This window comes from Mesorhizobium sp. WSM4836 (genome assembly GCF_055811815.1).
The window spans coordinates 66352-85196 of record NZ_JBVVQF010000022.1 but is presented as its reverse complement, the minus strand read 5'-3'; the positions used below and the strand labels follow the sequence as shown (position 1 = coordinate 85196).

General features: G+C 61.5%; 21 protein-coding genes and 1 pseudogene. 16 read left to right on the top strand and 6 right to left on the bottom strand.

Annotation, left to right across the window (positions count from 1 at the left end; genetic code table 11):
• The first annotated feature begins 283 nt into the window (after positions 1-283).
• Positions 284-1693 carry a DEAD/DEAH box helicase gene (locus tag AC0L2P_RS23835; RefSeq protein ID WP_473504601.1) on the top strand — a complete coding sequence of 470 codons (1410 nt, stop codon included), beginning with the start codon at positions 284-286 and terminating at the stop codon, positions 1691-1693.
• A gap of 101 nt (positions 1694-1794) precedes the next feature.
• On the opposite strand, the pseudogene AC0L2P_RS23830 reads toward AC0L2P_RS23835, so the two are convergent.
• Positions 1795-1947: pseudogene (locus AC0L2P_RS23830) on the bottom strand (alpha/beta hydrolase); the annotation flags it as partial.
• 29 nt (positions 1948-1976) lie between these two features.
• Entirely contained in the window at positions 1977-2798 is an 822-nt protein-coding gene (locus AC0L2P_RS23825; protein WP_473504599.1) for an SDR family oxidoreductase, read from the bottom strand.
• Positions 2799-3012: 214 nt separating this feature from the next.
• On the opposite strand from AC0L2P_RS23825, the gene AC0L2P_RS23820 reads away from it, so the two are divergent.
• The 6 genes from AC0L2P_RS23820 to AC0L2P_RS23795 all read left to right on the top strand — a co-directional run bounded on the left by AC0L2P_RS23820 (position 3013) and on the right by AC0L2P_RS23795 (position 7745).
• Positions 3013-4047 carry a cysteine synthase A gene (locus tag AC0L2P_RS23820; RefSeq protein WP_473504597.1) on the top strand — a complete coding sequence of 345 codons (1035 nt, stop codon included), beginning with the start codon at positions 3013-3015 and terminating at the stop codon, positions 4045-4047.
• Positions 4047-4790 (top strand): alanyl-tRNA editing protein, encoded by a 744-nt coding sequence (locus tag AC0L2P_RS23815; protein WP_473504595.1) that lies wholly within the window; start codon positions 4047-4049, stop codon positions 4788-4790. The genes AC0L2P_RS23820 and AC0L2P_RS23815 overlap by 1 nt, the downstream gene beginning before the upstream one ends.
• A 35-nt stretch (positions 4791-4825) precedes the next feature.
• On the top strand, positions 4826-5677 hold the full coding sequence (gene sseA / locus AC0L2P_RS23810) for a 3-mercaptopyruvate sulfurtransferase (RefSeq protein ID WP_473504593.1): 852 nt from the start codon (positions 4826-4828) through the stop codon (positions 5675-5677).
• A 5-nt stretch (positions 5678-5682) separates the two neighbouring features.
• Positions 5683-6246, top strand: a complete 564-nt coding sequence (locus AC0L2P_RS23805; protein ID WP_473504591.1) for a GNAT family N-acetyltransferase — start codon at positions 5683-5685, stop codon at positions 6244-6246.
• 147 nt (positions 6247-6393) lie between these two features.
• Positions 6394-7200: a 4-hydroxy-tetrahydrodipicolinate reductase gene (gene dapB, locus AC0L2P_RS23800; RefSeq protein WP_473504589.1), complete on the top strand. Its 807-nt coding sequence runs from the start codon at positions 6394-6396 to the stop codon at positions 7198-7200.
• Positions 7201-7277: 77 nt separating this feature from the next.
• On the top strand, positions 7278-7745 hold the full coding sequence (locus AC0L2P_RS23795) for a DUF1203 domain-containing protein (protein WP_473504587.1): 468 nt from the start codon (positions 7278-7280) through the stop codon (positions 7743-7745).
• 230 nt (positions 7746-7975) lie between these two features.
• On the opposite strand, the gene AC0L2P_RS23790 is transcribed toward AC0L2P_RS23795, so the two are convergent.
• Both AC0L2P_RS23790 and ald read right to left on the bottom strand, forming a co-directional pair.
• Positions 7976-9271, bottom strand: a complete 1296-nt coding sequence (locus tag AC0L2P_RS23790) for an outer membrane protein (protein ID WP_473504585.1) — start codon at positions 9269-9271, stop codon at positions 7976-7978.
• A gap of 200 nt (positions 9272-9471) precedes the next feature.
• Entirely contained in the window at positions 9472-10587 is a 1116-nt protein-coding gene (ald, locus tag AC0L2P_RS23785) for an alanine dehydrogenase (RefSeq protein WP_473504583.1), read from the bottom strand.
• A 157-nt stretch (positions 10588-10744) separates the two neighbouring features.
• Here ald and AC0L2P_RS23780 point away from each other — a divergent pair, with 157 nt between their 5' ends.
• Positions 10745-11218 (top strand): Lrp/AsnC family transcriptional regulator, encoded by a 474-nt coding sequence (locus tag AC0L2P_RS23780; protein WP_023675099.1) that lies wholly within the window; start codon positions 10745-10747, stop codon positions 11216-11218.
• A gap of 31 nt (positions 11219-11249) precedes the next feature.
• Here the strand turns inward: AC0L2P_RS23780 and AC0L2P_RS23775 are convergent, their stop codons facing one another.
• A complete protein-coding gene (locus AC0L2P_RS23775) occupies positions 11250-11906 on the bottom strand; it encodes a 5-formyltetrahydrofolate cyclo-ligase (protein WP_473504581.1) in 657 nt (218 codons plus the stop codon).
• 181 nt (positions 11907-12087) lie between these two features.
• Between AC0L2P_RS23775 and AC0L2P_RS23770 the strand changes: the two genes are divergently transcribed.
• The 6 genes from AC0L2P_RS23770 to AC0L2P_RS23745 all read left to right on the top strand — a co-directional run bounded on the left by AC0L2P_RS23770 (position 12088) and on the right by AC0L2P_RS23745 (position 16677).
• Positions 12088-13353, top strand: a complete 1266-nt coding sequence (locus AC0L2P_RS23770; protein ID WP_473504579.1) for an NAD(P)/FAD-dependent oxidoreductase — start codon at positions 12088-12090, stop codon at positions 13351-13353.
• A 485-nt stretch (positions 13354-13838) separates the two neighbouring features.
• Positions 13839-13973, top strand: coding sequence for a hypothetical protein (locus AC0L2P_RS23765; RefSeq protein ID WP_473504577.1), 135 nt, complete (start codon positions 13839-13841; stop codon positions 13971-13973).
• 103 nt (positions 13974-14076) lie between these two features.
• On the top strand, positions 14077-14364 hold the full coding sequence (locus tag AC0L2P_RS23760; RefSeq protein ID WP_473504576.1) for a Dabb family protein: 288 nt from the start codon (positions 14077-14079) through the stop codon (positions 14362-14364).
• A 93-nt stretch (positions 14365-14457) separates the two neighbouring features.
• Positions 14458-15342, top strand: a complete 885-nt coding sequence (locus AC0L2P_RS23755) for a VOC family protein (protein WP_473504574.1) — start codon at positions 14458-14460, stop codon at positions 15340-15342.
• Complete coding sequence (gene kdsA / locus AC0L2P_RS23750; protein ID WP_473504572.1) at positions 15339-16190, top strand: 3-deoxy-8-phosphooctulonate synthase; 852 nt, start codon at positions 15339-15341, stop codon at positions 16188-16190. Before AC0L2P_RS23755 ends, kdsA begins: the two co-directional genes overlap by 4 nt.
• A gap of 121 nt (positions 16191-16311) precedes the next feature.
• Positions 16312-16677, top strand: a complete 366-nt coding sequence (locus tag AC0L2P_RS23745) for a PRC-barrel domain-containing protein (RefSeq protein WP_023675091.1) — start codon at positions 16312-16314, stop codon at positions 16675-16677.
• Between the two features lie 62 nt (positions 16678-16739).
• Here the strand turns inward: AC0L2P_RS23745 and AC0L2P_RS23740 are convergent, their stop codons facing one another.
• A complete protein-coding gene (locus tag AC0L2P_RS23740; RefSeq protein ID WP_473504570.1) occupies positions 16740-16862 on the bottom strand; it encodes a hypothetical protein in 123 nt (40 codons plus the stop codon).
• 202 nt (positions 16863-17064) lie between these two features.
• On the opposite strand from AC0L2P_RS23740, the gene eno reads away from it, so the two are divergent.
• Positions 17065-18339, top strand: coding sequence for a phosphopyruvate hydratase (gene eno, locus AC0L2P_RS23735; RefSeq protein ID WP_473504568.1), 1275 nt, complete (start codon positions 17065-17067; stop codon positions 18337-18339).
• 135 nt (positions 18340-18474) lie between these two features.
• Entirely contained in the window at positions 18475-18795 is a 321-nt protein-coding gene (locus AC0L2P_RS23730; RefSeq protein ID WP_473504566.1) for an FtsB family cell division protein, read from the top strand.
• Positions 18796-18845 lie beyond the last annotated feature (50 nt).

Below are 18845 nucleotides of genomic sequence, written 5' to 3'. Positions count from 1 at the left end.
TGCATTTCGGTGCGAACTGGGCCATATGCGGCGGCATAGGCGCTTGGGCCGGGATAATCCGGCCTTCTCGACGAATGGGACTGGTTGCGTCTGTTTTCCCTCTTCCCGACAGATCGGCAAGGTGGCGAAAAAGCCCCGTGGCATGATGCCTGCGGGCACGACAGCGCAGCCGTGTGGACGATAACGTCCGCCCGCCTTGTCGTTTCATGACAATTTTCGACGGCAGGTTGCGCCCTGCCGCCAGTGATTTTTGCGGCCAGGAGCCGCATGAAAGAAGAATATCTTGACCAATGAAAACACTTTGACCGGCAAGGACACTGGGGAACTGAACGGTTTCGCCGCACTTGGAATTACCGGCGCACTGCTCAAGGCCACCAATGCCGCCGGCTTTACCGATCCCAAGCCGATCCAGGCCCAGGCGATCCCGCCGCAACTCGAAGGCCGCGACATTTTCGGCATCGCCCAGACCGGCTCGGGCAAGACGGCAGCGTTCGCGCTGCCTATCCTGTCGAAGATCATCGCACTCGGCACCAAGCGCCGGCCGAAGACAGCCCGCGCGCTGATCCTGGCACCGACGCGCGAACTCGCGGTGCAGATCGAGGAGATGATCAAGCTGCTCGCCAAGGGCGCGCATGTCTCGACCGCGCTGGTGCTTGGCGGCGTCTCGCGCTTCAGCCAGGTGAAGAAAGTTGCGCCCGGCGTCGACATCCTGATCGCAACGCCCGGCCGGTTGACAGACTTGGTGCGTGAAGGCGATCTTGTGCTTGCCGACACCAAATGGCTGGTGCTCGATGAAGGCGACCGCATGCTCGACATGGGCTTCATCAACGACGTCAAGCGCATCGCCAAGGCGACGGCGCCGGACCGTCAGACGGTGCTGTTCTCGGCAACCATGCCGGCCGAAATCGCCGAACTGGCGAAAGGCCTGCTGAAGAACCCGATTCGCGTCGAAGTCGCTCCTCACAGCACCGCGGCCGCCGAGATCGTGCAGGGTGTCGTCTTTGCCCGCACCAAGCAGAAGCGTCAGGTGCTGGCCAACATGCTTGCCGATGAGGCGATGAAGTCCGTCATCATCTTTTCGCGCACCAAGCATGGCGCCGACAGGGTGACAAAGGACCTCGAGCGCGACGGCTTCAAGGCCGCCGTCATCCACGGCAACAAATCGCAGAACGCCCGTCAGAAGGCACTCAACGATTTCCGGGAGGGTTCGGTGCGCATTCTCGTGGCGACCGACATTGCGGCGCGCGGCATCGACGTGCCGGGCATCAGCCATGTGGTGAATTTCGACCTGCCGGACGAGGCGGAGAGCTATGTTCACCGCATCGGCCGCACTGGCCGCAACGGCATGGACGGCATCGCCGTCACGCTCTGCGACCCGTCTGAAAACAGCAAGCTGCGTCAGGTCGAGCGCATCATCCGCACCAAGCTGCCGATTGTCGCCGACCATCTCGGCAGCCCCGATCCGCAGCGCAATCCCGCCGAGAAGAACGAGCGCAGCTTCGAACCGGCCAACGACCACAATGGCCGTCGTGACGGCAGGCGGCCCGGCGGCGCAAACAACGGCTTCGGCAAGAAGCGGTTCGGCGATAAGCCGGCCTTTGCGGGCGAGCGCAAGCCGGAAGGCGCCAAGCCCTTCAAGGGCAATAACAAGCGCCGCTTCGGCGGCAAGCGGCCAGCAGCGCGGGCCGCATAACGTAACCGTGTTGCGGTCGGCCAAGCCGGGCTTGGTCATTCACGATTGAAAAGGGCGACCGGAGTGATGCTTCGGTCGCCCTTTTGGTTGAGGCCTTTGGTTTACTCCACCATCGCCTCGAACCACACCACGATCCGCTGCGCGAGGAAAGCCGTGGTCGATGGCGACAGCGCGTCGCCGGCAATGACGTGGTTGTCTGGGTCGCCGGTATCGTCGACCGGCACCGATTCATGTGCGGCGCCCCAGCGACCCGCAAACACGATCCGTCGCGCCGTCACCGATCCTATTCGACCGGTGGCTTGCGGTCGAAATTCAGCGGCCGCGCATTCCAGCGGGTGACCGCGCTGATCACCCATCGGCAGAACGGCCTCGGCAGCATCCTGAGCAGCTTCAGCGTCCAGCTCAGGCGGCGTGGGAAAGTGACTTCGAAGCCGCCGTATTCGATGCCTTGCGCGATACGGCGCGAGGCCAGATTGACCGGCATCAAGCCAGGCATCGGCAGGAAGTTCTTCTCGGTCAGCCGCGTGTCGACAAAGCCCGGATTAATCACCTGGACACGGACGTTCATCTTGTCGAAATCGTATTTCAGCGACTCGGCCAGGATATTGACTGCCGCCTTGGTGCCGCCATAGGCAGCGGTGGTCGGCCAGCCGAAATAGGCGGTGACCGACCCGATCAGCACGACATGGCCGCGCGAGCGTACACGCATGCGTTCGATTACGGGCACCAGGCCATTGATGATGCCGAAATAATTGACCTCGAAAGACCGGCGGAAATTGCCCGCCACAAGGTCTTCGCCCGGCGTTCCGATATAGCTTCCAGCGTTGAACACTGCCAACACGATCGGGCCGAGATCTTTCTCGATCGCTGCAACCGTCCTCGCCATGCGTTTTTCGTCGGTCACGTCGCAGGGAAAGGCTGCGACACGGCCCGCCATCTGCGCCGTTTCGACTATGAGCGTATCGATCGGTTGGTCATCGGGCGCAGTCACCGCGACGACATAGCCGTGACCGGCAAGATCCTTGGCCAGCGAACGGCCGATACCGCTGCTGCCGCCCGTAATCCAGGCGACGCCATGCTTCGGATTGGCCCGATAGAGTGTCATGCTGCGCCCCGCCGGCTCTTCTTAGCCTGTGCTCTAGCGGTGAAGAAATCGAATGAAAAGAGTGCTTTTCGGTACATGGTTGAAATGATACCGGCCGGGCGCCCCTGGCTGCAGAAATTGCAGTGTGCGAAATGCGACTGGACCAGGCAAATTCTTGCCTTGAAACCGAAGCTTCGGGTTTCTAGGGTTTCGCCGCACCCACAAAGGAATCCCCATGCCCCGTTCTGTGATCGACGCGATCGGCAACACGCCCCTGATCCGCCTCAACAAGGCCTCGGAAGCAACCGGCTGCGAGATCCTGGGCAAGGCCGAATTCATGAATCCCGGGCAGTCGGTCAAGGACCGCGCCGGCCTGTTTATCATCCGCGATGCGGAACAACGCGGACTGCTGCGGCCCGGCGGCGTCATCGTCGAGGGGACGGCCGGAAATACCGGCATCGGATTGACATTGGTTGCCAAGGCGCTCGGCTATCGCACGGTGATCGTCATTCCCGACACCCAGAGCCAGGAAAAGAAGGATACAATCAAACTGCTCGGCGCCGAGCTGATGGAAGTGCCAGCCGTGCCCTACAAGAACCCGAACAACTACGTGAAGCTGTCGGGCCGGCTGGCCGAGCAGATGGCGAAGACCGAGCCGAACGGCGCGATCTGGGCCAACCAGTTCGACAATGTCGCCAACCGTGACGGCCATATCCGCACCACCGCCGAAGAAATCTGGAACCAGACCGACGGCAAGGTGGACGGTTTCGTGTCGGCGGTCGGTTCCGGCGGCACTCTGGCAGGCGTCGGTTTAGGGCTGAGGGCCAAAAACAACCAGGTCAAGATCGCGCTGGCCGATCCGCTGGGGGCAGCGCTCTATTCCTTCTACACCATCGGCGAGCTGAAATCCGAGGGCAGCTCGATCACCGAAGGCATCGGGCAGGGGCGGATCACCGCCAACCTTCAAGGCTTTACACCCGATTTTGCCTTCCAGATCCCCGACGAGGACGCACTGCCGATCGTATTTGACCTGATTCAGGAGGAGGGGCTTTGCGTTGGCGGTTCGACGGGCATCAACATTGCCGGCGCTATTCGCCTGGCGCGGGAGCTAGGACCCGGCCACACCATCGTGACCATGCTTTGCGATTACGGCACGCGCTACCAGTCGAAGCTGTTCAATCCTGAATTCCTGCGCGAAAAGAAGCTGCCGGTGCCGGGCTGGATGGAGCAACGGAGCACGATTTCGGTGCCATTCGAGGGGCTCGTGTGATGGCAGACAAGACCGAAGCGCTGTTTCGTGACGACGCCTATCTGGGAACGGCCGACGCCACCGTCGTCGCAGTTAACGATCGCGGCGGCATCATTCTGGACCGGACGGTGTTTTACGCCACATCGGGCGGGCAGCCGGGCGACACGGGCAGCCTCGAACGTGCCGACGGTACCGGCATTGCGATTGCCGCTACGATCACCGGCGAAACCAAGGACGAGATCATCCATGTGCCGGCGCCGGAGCAGGCGGTTCCAAAGATGGGCGAGCGCCTGAGGCTCGCCATCGACTGGCCGCGGCGGCAGTTGCTGATGCGCATGCATTCTGCCTGCCACCTGCTTACCGTCGTCTGTCCGTTCCCGATCACCGGCGCCGCGGTTTCCGAGGACGACAGCCGTATCGATTTCGACATCCCGGACGCCGGCTTTACCAAGGAAGACGTGACGGCCAGACTGATGGAGCTGATGCGAGCCGACCACCCGATCTTCACCCGGCTCATTTCCGACGAGGAACTGGCATCCAATCCGGGCCTGGTGAAATCCAAGAATGTGCGGCCCCCCGCCGGCACGGGAAGGATCCGATTGGTCTGCATCGGCGAGAACGCTTCGATCGACAGCCAGCCTTGCGGCGGCACCCATGTAAAGAGCACCAGCGAAATCGGCGAGATCCATATCGGCAAGATCGAGAAGAAGGGTCGCGAGAACCGGCGCTTCCGCATTCGCTTTGGTCCTATGCCGCCAGCCTGATATAGGACTGCGACAGGCGGGACAGGAGAGAAAAGATGGCCGACGACAGTCCTTTCACCATCGATGCCGATTGGCTGCAGAAGCGGCTTGGCGAACCGGGCCTGACGATTGTCGACGCGTCTTGGTATCCGCCGGCGCAAAAGCGTGACGCGCGCGCCGAGTATGACGCAGCGCATATTCCAGGCGCCCGCTTCCTCGACCAGGATGCGGTTTCGGACCCCGACGCGGCTCTGCCGCACACGCTGCCGTCGCCGCAGCATTTCGCGCAATATGTCGGCGCGATGGGTGTTTCGGCCGATGACACGATTGTTGTCTATGACGGGCCAGGGTTCTTTTCAGCACCGCGCGCCTGGTGGTTGTTTCGCGTCATGGGCGTATTCCAGGTCTATATACTCGACGGCGGTTTCGACCGTTGGAAAGCCGCCGGACGGCCGGTGACAGCCGAGCCGACGAAGATCGCGCCTTGCGTGTTTTATGCCAACTTCGATGCTGCCCGCGTCGCCAGCCTTGCCGACATGCGCCGGATCGTCGAGACGGGGGAGAGCCAGATCGCCGATGCGCGCTCGCCTGGCCGTTTTGCCGGCACCGAGCCGGAGCCGCGCCCCGGCATCCGCTCCGGTCATATGCCGGGCGCGCACAACGTGCCGTTTTCGGCGCTTTCGGAAAATGGCGAATTGTTGCCGGGGGACAGGCTGCGCAAAGTGATTGAAGAAGCCGGCATCGACCTGTCGAAGCCGGTCGTCACCTCCTGCGGGTCGGGCGTAACCGCGGCAGCCATCACGCTGGCTTTGGAGACGCTTGGCCATGCCGACAACCGGCTTTATGACGGTTCATGGACCGAATGGGGCGGGCGTTCCGACACGCCCGTCGTGACGGGCAAGGACTGACGGGGATGGAAGACGGATCCCTGGAACACATCGACGTCACCGTGACGTTTCTCGAAATGCATGTGCCGCCTGCTCATTCGCCGCCGCTGCCGTACAACCGCCAGATCGCGCTGCTCAAGACCAAAGACATTCCGCTGCATTTCTACCGCTATTTGATGGATCGGGTCGGCCGCAAGTGGCACTGGGTCAATGTGCTGAGGCTGAGCGACGAGGAGCTTGCGGCGGGCATCCACCGCGAGGACCGCGACATCAGGGTGCTTTATCTGGATGGTGCGCCGGCCGGTTTCTTCGACCTCAAGCCGCATTTGCCGGAGGAAGTCGAACTCGCTTATTTCGGAATGATGGAGCACGCGACCGGGCAGGGCATCGGCCGCTGGTTCCTCGGCGCGGCAATCGCCGCAGCATGGTCGCACGGGCCAAGGCGGGTAACCGTGCAGACCTGCACCCTCGATCACCCCGCGGCACTGCCGCTCTATCAAAAACTCGGCTTTACGCCAGTGGCGCAAAAAAAGGAGGTCGTACATCCGATGTCTTTTGCCGAGCGCGCGGCCAGCGTCATGCGGCCCTGACTGTCAGGGCCGTTCAACCAGGCTTCAGCTTGTCGTTGCTACGCCCCAGGGTCTGGATCAACACTCAAAGGCAAGCCCGACTTGAATGGGCTGGGCTCTTTCCATATCGCTGTCGTCCAGAAACCGATAGTGATGGAGGATGGCACGATGGCAATACGGGTGGTAATGGCCGGCGCGACCGGCTGGGTCGGCAAGGCGCTGGTTCCAGCGATCGGGGCGCAAGGCGACATGGCGCTGGCCGGGGCTGTGTCACGCAGCGGCGCGGGGCAGGATTCCGGACTGCTGGTTGGCATGCCGGCTAGTGGCATTGCCGTTTCGGCCACGCTGGCCGAGGCGCTGGAGGCGTCGTCGGACGTGCTGGTCGACTTCACCAAGCCGCATGTCGTGAAAGACCATGTGCTGCTCGCCATCGACAAGGGACGGCACGCTGTGATCGGCACATCGGGACTGGGTGCTGCCGACTATGCCGAGATCGACGCCGCGGCGGGCGCCAACGGCGTCGGCGTCGTTGCCGCCGGCAATTTTTCCATCACCGCCACGCTGATGAAGCGTTTTGCGTTGATGGCGGCGAAATACGTGCCGGACGTCGAGGTCATCGATTATGCCAGTGCAAAGAAGCCCGACGCCCCGTCAGGCACGGCGCGCGAGCTTGCCGAAGCGCTGGCCGACATCCGCAAGGCTTCGACGGCAAAGCCGGTATCCGAGGTCTCCGGCGTGCCGGCTACGCGCGGTGGTGCGGTCGGCGCAGGCGAGGGGGTGCAAGTGCACGCGCTTCGCCTGCCATCCTACATCCTATCCTGCGAGGCGCTTTTCGGGCTGCCCGACGAGCGGCTGACCGTCCGCCATGACGCCGGCTCGTCCGCGGCGCCTTACGTGGCGGGCACGCTGCTCGCCATCAGGCGAGTACAGCAGATCAAAGGTCTGGTTCGTGGTCTCGACGCGTTGATGGACTGATCTATTTCGGCAGGAATCGGGTGGGAAGCTCTCTCTTGCGAGCATATTTTCCGGTCAACGACACCGGAGATTTTGCCATGCCCCTAAAATTCAAAGCCTTGCCAAGCGATGCCGTCCGCGCACTTCAGCGCGGCGGGGCGGATGCTTATGGCTTAAAGCCAGAGCGGCAGATTTCGGACGGAGACGGCGTGCCTTGCCGTCATTGCTTGAAAAACGTTGCTGCGGGACAAGCCTATCTCGTTCTGGCCTATCGGCCTTTTCCGGAGCTGCAGCCTTATGCAGAAACCGGGCCGATCTTCCTTCACGCCGAGGAATGCGAACGCGCCGCCGAAGCGGAGGTGCTTCCTGAAATGCTCGAAAGCAGCGATTACATCGTGCGTGGCTACGGCAGGGACGACCGCATCGTTTACGGCAGCGGCGGCGTCATTCCGACCGACGCCATTGCCGTACGGGCAGAGACGTTGTTCGAACGCGACGACATTGCTTACGTCCACATCCGCTCGGCGCGCAACAATTGCTATCAGTGCCGAATCGACCGCGCGTAACCGGACAGGCTGCATCGGCTTGAGGCTGTCGCACTCCCGTCGCATACCTGCGGTAGAAAGCGACTGTCGATCGATTTGCCGACCGCGGATGAACCGGCGGGAATTCTCGACAACCGAGGAAGCGGGGCTTTGGCTCCGCTTTTTTGTTGCCTGAATTGAATTGCATTGTTCGCAAAAGAAAAAACCCGCCGGGATTAGCCGGCGGGCTCATACGATTTGCCTGGAGGGCCTTAGTTGAACTTATACTTGGCACCGATGCGGACGGTGTGGAAAGAAGGAGTGGTCGTGAGGATGTCGCCAGGCCCTCCAAACTCCTCCAGAATATCCTTCTCGGCAAACTGCGAATAGCGATACTCAAGACCGACGGTTACCTTGTCGGTCACCGCCGCTTCCAGACCACCACCGACCGAGAAGCCGCTCGAACCCCAATCGATGATGTCGCCGATGGGTGAAGATGCGTTCAGATCGAAATGCTGCCAGCTGTAACCGCCAAGCACGTAGGCGAGGGTCGATTCGTTAACTTTCAAACCGACCCGGCCCAGCACATCGAAGCCATAATCTGTGTCCAGATTGACGGATCCGCCGGGCACCTCCAGTTCCGTAGTCATGCCCGAGTAGCGAGCATCCACCATCACACCCGCAACCCAGCTGCCGAAATCATGGTCGTAGCCGGCGTTCAATTCACCGAACACACCTTCGCCGCCGATCCCGTTGAATTCCAGGTCGGCAAGCGGGGGAACGTTGATCTGATGTACTGACGCACCCGCACCACCTGCACCGCCGATGTAGAAGCCCGTCCAGTTGTAGGCAGGAGCTTCAAACGACGCGACGCCGCCATTCTGGGCGCCAAAGCGGTAGTTGGCCGCAACCTGGAACGTATGCCGCGATGTGTCGGTGTCGAGAATGCCGTCCGGTACGCCGAATTCGGAAAGAATGTTCTCGGTGTTGAAGGCGGTATAGCGGTATTCGGTTTTGATGGTCCAGTTGCTGTTGATGGCCGTTTCCATGCCGGCCCCGACGAAATAGCCGTTCTGGTCCCAATCGAAGTCAAAACCTGCGTCCGTGTCGAATTTGTATTTCTGCCAGGAATAGCCTCCAAGCACATAGCCCAAAGTGTTTGGCGTGAAGAGGTAGCCTGCCCGCAAACCAGCGTCGAAACCATAGGTCTCTTTGACCGACGCGTCGAACCCAGCAACGTCGAGCGAGGTCTCGATGTTGCCGACATGAGCGTCCAAAAGTCCGCCGATCAGGAAGCGCGGCGCTACCATGTAGTCGTACCCAACGGTGAGTTCACCGTAGACGCCTTCGCCGCCAATGCCGTTGAACGACACGGGAAACAAGTCGGTGCTAAGCTTGTGGACGTTCGCCCCTGCGCCAACGCCAAAGCCGACATAGAGTCCACTCCAGTTGAAGCCCGCTGTTTCGACGACCGGTTCGACCACGTCGGCGGCATGAGAAACCGACCCAAGCGCCAGAACGGAAACTGCGCCGAGAAGAAGAGATTTCGTAAATTTTCTGCTGATCATTGCCCTGCCCCTAGGTGAAAACCTGCATCTAAGTAGCATCGGCTCATTGTGGCGGCTGTAACAAAAAAGCCACAGAAAGGGCGCATTGCATCAAACGGGCACTTAATGCGGGCAAAACCGGCCGTAGACCGTGAAAATTGCCTGTGAACAAGCAAGCCGCCGACGGCATCGGCGACTCATCAGAAAGAAACGGTTGGAAATCAGGCCGCGAGAACGGTGTTTGATTCGACCAGCTCGTAACCGAGCGCTTCGGCCACTGCGCGATTCGTGATCTTGCCCTTGTGAACGTTCAGCCCGTTGCGCAGATGGTGGTCGTCGACCAGCGCCTTGAGACCCTTGTCGGCGAGTTGCAGGCCATAGTGCAGTGTCGCATTGTTGAGCGCGTGGGCCGAGGTGACCGGCACCGCACCCGGCATGTTGGCGACGCAATAGTGGATGACGCCGTCAACTTCATAGGTCGGCTCGGCATGGGTGGTGGCGTGCGATGTCTCAAAGCAGCCGCCCTGGTCGATGGCGACATCGACCAGCACGGCGCCTTTCTTCATGCCCGACAGCATTTCGCGCGTCACCAGCTTGGGCGCTGCTGCCCCCGGGATCAGCACGGCGCCGACGACGATGTCGGCCGAAAAACATTCTTCCTCCAGCGCCTCGACGGTCGAGTAGCGGGTGTGGACGCGACCGCCAAAGATGTCGTCGAGTTGGCGCAGACGCGGGATCGAGCGGTCGATGATGGTGACGTCGGCGCCAAGGCCGGCCGCCATCCGTGCGGCATGCAGGCCGACGACGCCGCCGCCGAGCACGGTTACCTTGCCGGGCAGCACGCCGGGCACGCCGCCAAGCAGCACGCCGCGGCCGCCATTGGCCTTTTGCAGCGCGGTGGCGCCCGCCTGGATCGACAGGCGACCGGCAACTTCCGACATCGGCGCCAAGAGCGGCAGGCCGCCGCGCTCATCGGTGACGGTCTCGTAAGCTATTGCGGTCACGCCGGAGGCCAGCAGGCCCCGTGTCTGCTCCGGATCCGGAGCAAGATGCAGATAGGTATAGAGGATCTGGCCGTCGCGGAGCTGAGCCCATTCATTGGGCTGCGGCTCCTTGACCTTAACGATCATGTCGGACTTGGCAAAAACGTCGGCGGCCGCCTTGGCAATCGTGGCGCCGGCGGCGCGATACGCGTTGTCATCGGCGCCGATGCCGGCGCCGGCGCCGGTCTCGATCAGCACTTCATGGCCATGCGCGACATATTCGCGGACCGAGCCCGGTGTCAGGCCCACGCGGTATTCATGGTTCTTGATTTCCCGGGGGCAACCGATGCGCATCTTTCTTCTCCTGATCGACCCCTTTTGGGGCTGTTCCCTGTCTAGAGATAGTGAACCACGAATCATTCGGTAAGTGTTTGCGAATGCGCTTGCCTGTGAGGCCGCTCTTCGATAGTCGTTGCGCAAAACGCCAGAATTGTCGCAGGAACCCGCAAAAATGCCGCTCGACAGGATTGATATCGCCATTCTCGAGACGTTGCAGAAAGACGGGCGGATACCCAACGCGGCGCTCGCCGAAAAGGTCGGCCTGTCGCAGTCGGCCTGTTCGCGGCGGCTGGACAATCTGGAGAAATCCGGAACCATCCGCGGCTATCACGCCCGGTTGTCCAACGCTGCACTTGGGCACCAGATGACGGCGATCGTGCATATATCGCTGTCCGGGCAGTTCGAGAAAACGCTGTCGGATTTCGAGGCGGCGATAAAGCGCTGCCCGAACGTCCTGTCCTGCCATCTGATGTCGGGTGAGTACGATTACATCCTGCGCATCGCGGCGAAGGATCTCGTCGACTACGAACGCATCCACAAGGAGTGGCTGTCGGCAATGCCGCATGTGACGAAGATCAATTCGTCCTTTGCCTTGCGCGAAATCGTCGATCGCACAGCCGTGGGAATGAAGCCTGAGCTCGCCTAGGCCCCGAACTCGCCCAGGCCCCAAAACCCGCCTAGCTGTTGAACGCCTCGGTCACCACACGGTCCATCGGGATGTCGTGCGGCTGCGGGTAGATGGTGACGATGCGCTGCAGTTCGTAGCCGACGCCGATGACCAGCGGCTTGAATGGCATCGCGGCAAGCGTGCGATCGAAGAAGCCGCCGCCATAACCCAGGCGAAACTGCCTGGGATCGATGCCGACGATCGGCGAAATGACGATGTCGGGCAGCACCGGATCGCCCTCGGCCGGTATCGGGATGTTCCAGACGCCCTTCTCCAGCCGGTCTCCGTGGGTATAGGCCCGAAAGACTAGCGGCCGGTCTTTCTCGACGACGACGGGCAACGCCGTCCGGCCGCCCCGCGCGTTAACGGTTTCAATCCAGGGACGCAGGTCCGGCTCGCCGCGAAACGGCCAGTAGAGGCTGACCATGCGGCCGGCGATGTCGCCGATCACCGCGTCGAGCCCTTCGGCAATGCGCTGCGACATGGCTGCGCGCGTCTCGGCTGAAACGGCAAGGCGGGATGCGATCAACCGCTCGCGCTCGGCCTTGCGCCAGCGCCTTACATCGGTCCAGTCGGATAGCGGCGCTTGGAACTCCGGGTCGAGCTCGTGCATAAAACAAGGAGGCGAGGCGTACTGCGCTGAGCCTTCGTCTTCATTCCTAGCCATGCTTCACCTGCAATGTGTTGTTCCAACCCAATCGTAACCGGGACGTAAGCTATATCCGGGAATGAGTCTGCAGCATGCGTATTCACGACATCAAGCGACGAGTCCCAGGCCAGTTGCTGCGCAGGCATTGCTGCACTGCACAACAATACATACATCGGCCTTGGCGAGAGGGATGAGTGAGATGAACACGGCAAACCATCACGTCGTCGTCGTAGGCGCCGGTTTCGGCGGCCTCGAATTCACACGCGCACTTGCCGGCGCGCCAGTGCGCATCACTATGATCGACAGGCGCAATCACCATCTGTTTCAGCCGCTGCTCTACCAGGTGGCGACGACGGCTCTGGCGACCTCCGAAGTGGCCTGGCCGATCCGCCATCTCCTGCGCAAGCGTAATGACATAACGACGCTGCTCGCCACCGTGACCGGAATCGACCGCGACGGCAAACGCGTGCTGCTGCAGGACGGCGGCACGGTCGCTTACGACACATTGGTGCTGGCCACTGGCGCGCGACATGCCTATTTCGGCCATGACGAATGGGAGCCGTTCGCGCCGGGCCTGAAGACGCTGGAGGACGCCACCACCATTCGATGGCGCATTCTTTTGGCTTTCGAGCAGGCCGAGCGGGAAACCGATCCCGCCAAGCGCCAGGCACTGCTCACTCTGGCGATCGTCGGCGGCGGGCCGACCGGCGTGGAACTGGCCGGCACTATTGCCGAACTGGCGCATGACACGCTGCGCGGCGAGTTCCGCAACATCGAACCGCGCGAGACCCGTGTGGTGCTGATCGAGGCCGGCGACCGCATCCTCTCCAATTTCGCTCCCGAACTCTCAGATTATGCAACGAAGGCGCTCGAGCGGCTCGGCGTGACCGTCGAACTCGGCAGGGCGGTTACGCGCTGCGATGCCGAGGGTGTCGTCTTCGGCGACACGCATTTGCCGGCCAGGACCATTGTTTGGGCGGCGGGCGTCGCCGCTTCGCCGGCCGCCGAATGGCTCGGCGCGGCAGCGGACCGCGCAGGCAGGGTGCTTGTCGAGCCGGACCTGAGCGTGCCGGGAAACCCGGAGATTTTCGTCATCGGTGACGCAGCTCACGTCCTGCGGCCGGATGGCCGGCTGGTGCCGGGCGTCGCGCCCGCAGCCAAGCAGCAGGGACGGCATGTCGCCGCAACGATCACGGCGAGGCTCACCGGCGACGCGACACCGCGTCCGTTCCGCTACAGGCATGACGGCGATCTGGCGACGATCGGCAAGCGCGCCGCGGCCATCGATTTCGGCTGGATCAGGCTCACCGGCCGGCTTGCCTGGTGGCTATGGGGCTTGGCGCATATTTACTTCCTGATCGGCTTTCGTAACCGGCTTACGGTTTCCCTGAGCTGGCTATGGATCTACTTCACCGGCCAGCGCAGCGCGCGACTGATCACGCAGGGCGACGACGATAAGGGCTGATTGTTCGCAGACCCATGGTCATCTGCACGTCACTTGTTCTGGTCGACTGGACTTGCTGTTGGACCGGACTTCCCCATGGATTTGAGCGAAATTCGGCGCGAAGCTTTGCTTCGGGCAGGACTTGCCACGCGGTGGTTCGGGCAGGACTTGCCACGCGGTGGAAAGCGGTGGAAAAGAGAGAAAACGCATGTACCAACCGCGCCATCCCGTCTCCCGCCGCAAGTTCCTTGCCGGCGCCGCCGCCAGCGAAGCGCTGATCATGCTGCACCCGTTCTCCGCCCGGGCCTAAGCCAACCAGGCCCATCTGAGAATCGATGATGCGCTGGTCGTCCGCGACAGTCGGCTTGTCGGCAGGGTCGAGACCGAGGCGAGGCCAGCAAGAATCCCATCGCAACTGGATTAAGGCTCGCCAAAAATCCGGGGGAGGGTCCCAGCAGGGCCGGAATCGCTATGGTTGCAGCCGTCCATATGCGCTAGTTTTAGTCATGCGTTATGTCATCATCATCACGGCCGTCACCTTTTTTCTGATCTGGGACGGCATTTACAACCAAGGCCGCTACCTCGACAGGACGGTCAGGGAGCTGACCCGCATCGTCCACTATGTAACCAGCATGGTTTAGCTCTCTTCGTTGCCACGGTTTGCCGACGCGACAAACCTGCCGATTGACGTCACGCTCCCGCTGACACAAAAGAACGCCGGTCCAACGGGTCGAGGAGGCTGGGTTGATCCGGCATATCGTTTTCTTCAGCGCACGGCATAAAGCGGATGTCGAGGCAGTGCGCACGGGCCTCCTGGCGCTTGGCAAGATACCTCATTCGCGTCATTTCGAGGTAACGCTCAACACCAAGGTCGACCCGCTCTCGGATGAGATCGATGTGGTCGTTTATGCCGAGTTCGAGGACGAAGCAGCGCTCGCCGCCTACAAGGCGCATCCGCTCTATGCGGAGACGACCAACCGGGTCAAACCGCTGCGCGAATTGCGTTATTCGGCCGACATCGTTGCAAGTTGACGAGCCGTTGTCCCTACGCCCTGATGTGGTCTTGCCGGTGAGGCGGGCTAAGCCCTTGAACCATTTTCAGGAATGAGGCACATCGCGCGGGACATGACCGAGAACACCCTCGCAAGCCCGCATCCGCTCGATCATCTGGTGTTGCCGACCGCGAGCCTCGATGTTGCGCGGGCGCGCTTGACCCTGCTCGGCTTTACCGTTGCGCCGAGGGGTATCCATCCTTTCGGAACGGAAAACTGCTGTGTCTTTCTCACCGAAGGCACCTATCTCGAGCCGCTCGCGGTCGCCGACAGACAGGCCGTCGCAACGGCGATCACGAACCGCAATGTCTTTGTCGCGCGTGATCGCACCGATCGCGAAGAAAACGGCGATGAAGGATTTTCTGCCGTGGCGCTGGGCACCGAAAGCGCCGCCGCGGACCACGCGCGCTATATGGAAGCCGGTTTGTCGGCGGGAGACATGCTCAGTTTTTCGCGCGCCTTCACCGATGCAACGGGAAAGAGCGACACCGCATCGTTCAAACTGGCCTTCGCGGCTACAGGAAAGGCAGCGGACGCGTTTCTCTTCGCCTGCGAGCGGATCAATGCGCCGAACGTCGACCGCACTGTTTTGCAGGCCCACGCCAATGGCGCGACCGGCATTGTCGAAATCGTGGCCGTCAGTGGCGAACCTTTCGAACAAGGCCATTTGATTTCGATCGCAGCCGGAATCGAGGCGCAGCGCAGCACTGTCTATGAGCTGCCGAACGCCGTTGTGACCATTCTGGATCCTGCAGCCTATTCGGCACGCTTCGGCATCCCTGCCGGCGCGCCATCTGGATTCCGCTTTGCTGCGATCATCTTTTCGATTAGGCACGGCGACGCCGTCGCCAAGCTGCTAGCAGCCAATTCCGTCGAACACCACACGCGCGGCGGTGATATCATCGTGCCGCCGGCGCCAGGGCAGGGCGCAGCCTTCATCTTCCGGGAGATCGCATGAACAAGCTCAATCCACCGATGCCAAATTCCTCCGTTGCGGTCGGCAAGGTCCTTTTCGGCAACAGCGCGCCCCTGACGCTGATCGCCGGTCCATGCCAGCTGGAATCGCGGCAGCACGCTTTCGACATGGCCGGCGCGCTGAAGGAATTGGCCGAAAGGCTCGGCATTGGGCTCGTCTACAAGACCAGCTACGACAAGGCCAATCGCACTTCGCTTGGCGGCACGCGCGGTGCGGGACTTGAAACGGCAATGCCGATCTTCGACGATTTGCGCAAGGATTTGTCGCTGCCGATCCTGACCGACGTCCACGCCGAGGAACAATGTGCGATCGTCGCGCCGCATGCCGATATCTTGCAGATTCCTGCCTTCCTTAGCCGGCAGACCGATTTGCTGATTGCTGCAGCAAAAACCGGCAAGGTGGTCAATGTGAAGAAGGGCCAATTCCTCGCGCCGTGGGATATGAAGAACGTCGTCGCCAAGATCACCGGGTCCGGCAACGCCAATGTCTTGGTCACCGAGCGCGGCGCATCCTTTGGCTACAACACCCTGGTGTCCGACATGCGGGCGCTGCCGATCATGGCCGAGATCGGCGCGCCGGTGATTTTCGATGCCACCCATTCCGTGCAGCAGCCGGGTGGGCTGGGCGGTTCGTCTGGAGGCGACCGGCGCTTTGTCGAGACGCTGGCGCGCGCGGCCGTCGCGGTTGGCGTCGCCGGCGTCTTCATCGAGACGCACCAGGACCCCGACAACGCGCCTTCCGACGGTCCCAACATGGTGCCGCTGAAGCATCTTCCCGCATTGCTTGAACGGCTAATGGCGTTCGATCGCATCGCCAAGAGCGTGGATTGAACCACCAGTTGCGCCACAGCAGCCGTCGCCAAGAAACTTGAAGAATTTCGAACCCGCCTGGAACCTTAGCCCGCGACCCTCATTGTCAAAATCTAATGTCAACGACGACGAGGAGCACACCATGACGACCCAGACAGGACACACCGAAGCCATCGCCGCTTCGCGGGTTATCGGCACATCGGTCTACAATACGGAAGGCACTCATATCGGCGACATCGAGGACGTCATGCTCGACAAATTGTCGAACGGAATCATGTTTGCCGTGATCGGGTTTGGCGGATTTCTCGGCATTGGCGAGAAATACCACGCCATTCCGTGGGCGAGCCTTGATTATGACGAGAACAAGGGCGGCTATGTCGTGCCGTTCACCAAAGACCAGTTGATGGCCGCTCCTTCCTATTCGATCAACGAACTGACCGGCGCAGACGGCGAGGCCGCGCGTGACGCCTCATACAACTACTACAAGGTCGAGCCTTACTGGCACTGACTAAGTCTCCTGAAATCAAAAAGGCCCCCGGAAAATCGGGGGCCTTTCGATGTGGCGGGATGCTACTGCGCAATCTGCAGGGCCGGCAAAGGCGACGATCCCTGCGGGGATTGCTGATTGTCGCACGACGTCAGGAGCGCAGCCGCGATCAGGAACAAACTCACAATACCGCTCAACTGGGACATGGCGAAACTCCTCCTGTTTCGCCCCGCGCGACAACAGCCATAGACCAGAAAGCGCCATGCCGCGCATGACAAATGATGACAGTGCTTCGTGCTTCGTGAATCCCTGGCGCGCGGGCAATATTTGCAAGTGCCCCGATTGCGTTTTGCGGCGCTTTGGCTAAGAGGTGCGCGACGCTTCAATCGATCAATCGGGGACATCGCAATGACGGCCATCATCGACATTGTCGGGCGTGAAATCCTGGACAGCCGCGGAAATCCGACCGTCGAGGTCGACGTCGTGCTCGAAGACGGCTCGATGGGTCGCGCCGCGGTGCCGTCCGGCGCCTCTACCGGCGCCCATGAGGCGGTCGAACTGCGTGATGGCGGCGCCCGCTATCTCGGCAAAGGCGTGCTCACGGCGGTCGAGGCGGTGAGGGGCGAACTGTTCGAGGCGATCGGCGGCATGGAGGCCGAAAATCAGATCCATATCGACCAGACCATGATCGAGCTCGATGGTACGCCCAACAAGAGCCGGCTCGGCGCCAACGCCATCCTCGGCGTGTCGCTGGCGGTGGCCAAGGCCGCGGCCGAAGCGGCCGACCTGCCGCTCTATCGTTATGTCGGCGGCACCAAGGCCCATGTGCTGCCGGTGCCGATGATGAACATCATCAATGGCGGCGCGCATGCCGACAACCCGATCGATTTCCAGGAATTCATGATCCTGCCGATCGGCGCGCCGACGCTGCGCGACGGCGTGCGCTGGGGATCGGAGATCTTTCATACGCTGCGAAGGAAGTTGAAGGACGCCGGCCACAATACCAATGTCGGCGACGAGGGCGGCTTTGCCCCCAACCTGAAAAGCGCGCCGGCCGCGCTCGACTTCATCATGGAATCGATTGAGCAGGCTGGCTTCAAGCCCGGCGAGGAGGTTGCGCTAGGCCTCGACTGCGCGGCGACCGAATTCTTTAAGGATGGCAACTACGTCTATGAAGGCGAGAGGAAAACCCGCGACCCGAAGGCGCAGGCAAGATATCTAGCCAAACTCGCTGCCGACTACCCGATCATCACCATTGAGGACGGCCTAGCCGAGGATGACTGGGACGGTTGGAAAATGCTGACCGATCTCATCGGCAAGCAAACGCAGCTGGTTGGCGACGATCTGTTCGTCACCAACACGGCGCGGTTGCGCGACGGCATCCGCATGGGTGTCGCCAATTCGATCCTGGTCAAGGTCAACCAGATCGGCTCGCTTACCGAGACGCTCGACGCCGTCGAGACCGCACACAAGGCCGGCTATAGCGCCGTGATGTCGCATCGCTCGGGCGAGACCGAGGATTCGACCATCGCCGACCTCGCCGTCGCCACCAATTGCGGGCAGATCAAGACGGGCTCGCTGTCACGCTCGGATCGCATGGCCAAGTACAACCAGCTGATCCGCATCGAAGAGGAGCTCGGCAAGCAGGCGCGATATGCCGGCAAATCGATCGTGAAAAGCTGATTTTCAAGAGAAGATCCGTGGTGGCGAGGGCGGGGAAATTCCCGCCCTTTCTTGCTTCCTGGCTCTGAATCCACCAGGCTGTAACCGTCCATTAAGCACAATCGGGCGACAAAGGCGGCGTAGAGGATTCGGACCATGTGGACACGCCAGCACAAGCAAAGAAACACCGGCCGGCTGATCATTCCCTCGCTCTGCGTGGTATTCCTGACTTATTTCGGCTTCCATGCCTATCATGGCGAGTTCGGCATCTATTCCAAGTACCGGCTCGAAGCCGAGACTGTCGAATTGCAGGGCAGGCTCGATGCCGTCAAGGCGCGCCGGGTCGATCTCGAGCGTCGCGTTCAGCTGATGCATGAGGGCACGCTGGAGAAGGACATGCTGGACGAGCAGGCGCGCAGGGCGCTTAATCTGTCCCACGCCGACGAGATCACCATCATGCTGCCGGTCGCACGATAACTTGATCTCAGTTAATCAGCGATATTTGCAATGATTTTAATCGCTTAGAC

Excerpts from the sequence above, each read along its gene's own strand:
- AC0L2P_RS23825 (WP_473504599.1), bottom strand. The coding sequence starts at position 2,798 with ATGACACTCTATCGGGCCAATCCGAAGCATGGCGTCGCCTGGATTACG.
- AC0L2P_RS23820 (WP_473504597.1), top strand. The coding sequence starts at position 3,013 with ATGCCCCGTTCTGTGATCGACGCGATCGGCAACACGCCCCTGATCCGC.
- AC0L2P_RS23815 (WP_473504595.1), top strand. The coding sequence starts at position 4,047 with ATGGCAGACAAGACCGAAGCGCTGTTTCGTGACGACGCCTATCTGGGA.
- sseA (WP_473504593.1), top strand. The coding sequence starts at position 4,826 with ATGGCCGACGACAGTCCTTTCACCATCGATGCCGATTGGCTGCAGAAG.
- AC0L2P_RS23805 (WP_473504591.1), top strand. The coding sequence starts at position 5,683 with ATGGAAGACGGATCCCTGGAACACATCGACGTCACCGTGACGTTTCTC.
- dapB (WP_473504589.1), top strand. The coding sequence starts at position 6,394 with ATGGCAATACGGGTGGTAATGGCCGGCGCGACCGGCTGGGTCGGCAAG.
- AC0L2P_RS23795 (WP_473504587.1), top strand. The coding sequence starts at position 7,278 with ATGCCCCTAAAATTCAAAGCCTTGCCAAGCGATGCCGTCCGCGCACTT.
- AC0L2P_RS23790 (WP_473504585.1), bottom strand. The coding sequence starts at position 9,271 with ATGATCAGCAGAAAATTTACGAAATCTCTTCTTCTCGGCGCAGTTTCC.
- ald (WP_473504583.1), bottom strand. The coding sequence starts at position 10,587 with ATGCGCATCGGTTGCCCCCGGGAAATCAAGAACCATGAATACCGCGTG.
- AC0L2P_RS23780 (WP_023675099.1), top strand. The coding sequence starts at position 10,745 with ATGCCGCTCGACAGGATTGATATCGCCATTCTCGAGACGTTGCAGAAA.
- AC0L2P_RS23775 (WP_473504581.1), bottom strand. The coding sequence starts at position 11,906 with ATGGCTAGGAATGAAGACGAAGGCTCAGCGCAGTACGCCTCGCCTCCT.
- AC0L2P_RS23770 (WP_473504579.1), top strand. The coding sequence starts at position 12,088 with ATGAACACGGCAAACCATCACGTCGTCGTCGTAGGCGCCGGTTTCGGC.
- AC0L2P_RS23765 (WP_473504577.1), top strand. The coding sequence starts at position 13,839 with ATGCGTTATGTCATCATCATCACGGCCGTCACCTTTTTTCTGATCTGG.
- AC0L2P_RS23755 (WP_473504574.1), top strand. The coding sequence starts at position 14,458 with ATGACCGAGAACACCCTCGCAAGCCCGCATCCGCTCGATCATCTGGTG.
- kdsA (WP_473504572.1), top strand. The coding sequence starts at position 15,339 with ATGAACAAGCTCAATCCACCGATGCCAAATTCCTCCGTTGCGGTCGGC.
- AC0L2P_RS23745 (WP_023675091.1), top strand. The coding sequence starts at position 16,312 with ATGACGACCCAGACAGGACACACCGAAGCCATCGCCGCTTCGCGGGTT.
- AC0L2P_RS23740 (WP_473504570.1), bottom strand. The coding sequence starts at position 16,862 with ATGTCCCAGTTGAGCGGTATTGTGAGTTTGTTCCTGATCGCGGCTGCG.
- eno (WP_473504568.1), top strand. The coding sequence starts at position 17,065 with ATGACGGCCATCATCGACATTGTCGGGCGTGAAATCCTGGACAGCCGC.
- AC0L2P_RS23730 (WP_473504566.1), top strand. The coding sequence starts at position 18,475 with ATGTGGACACGCCAGCACAAGCAAAGAAACACCGGCCGGCTGATCATT.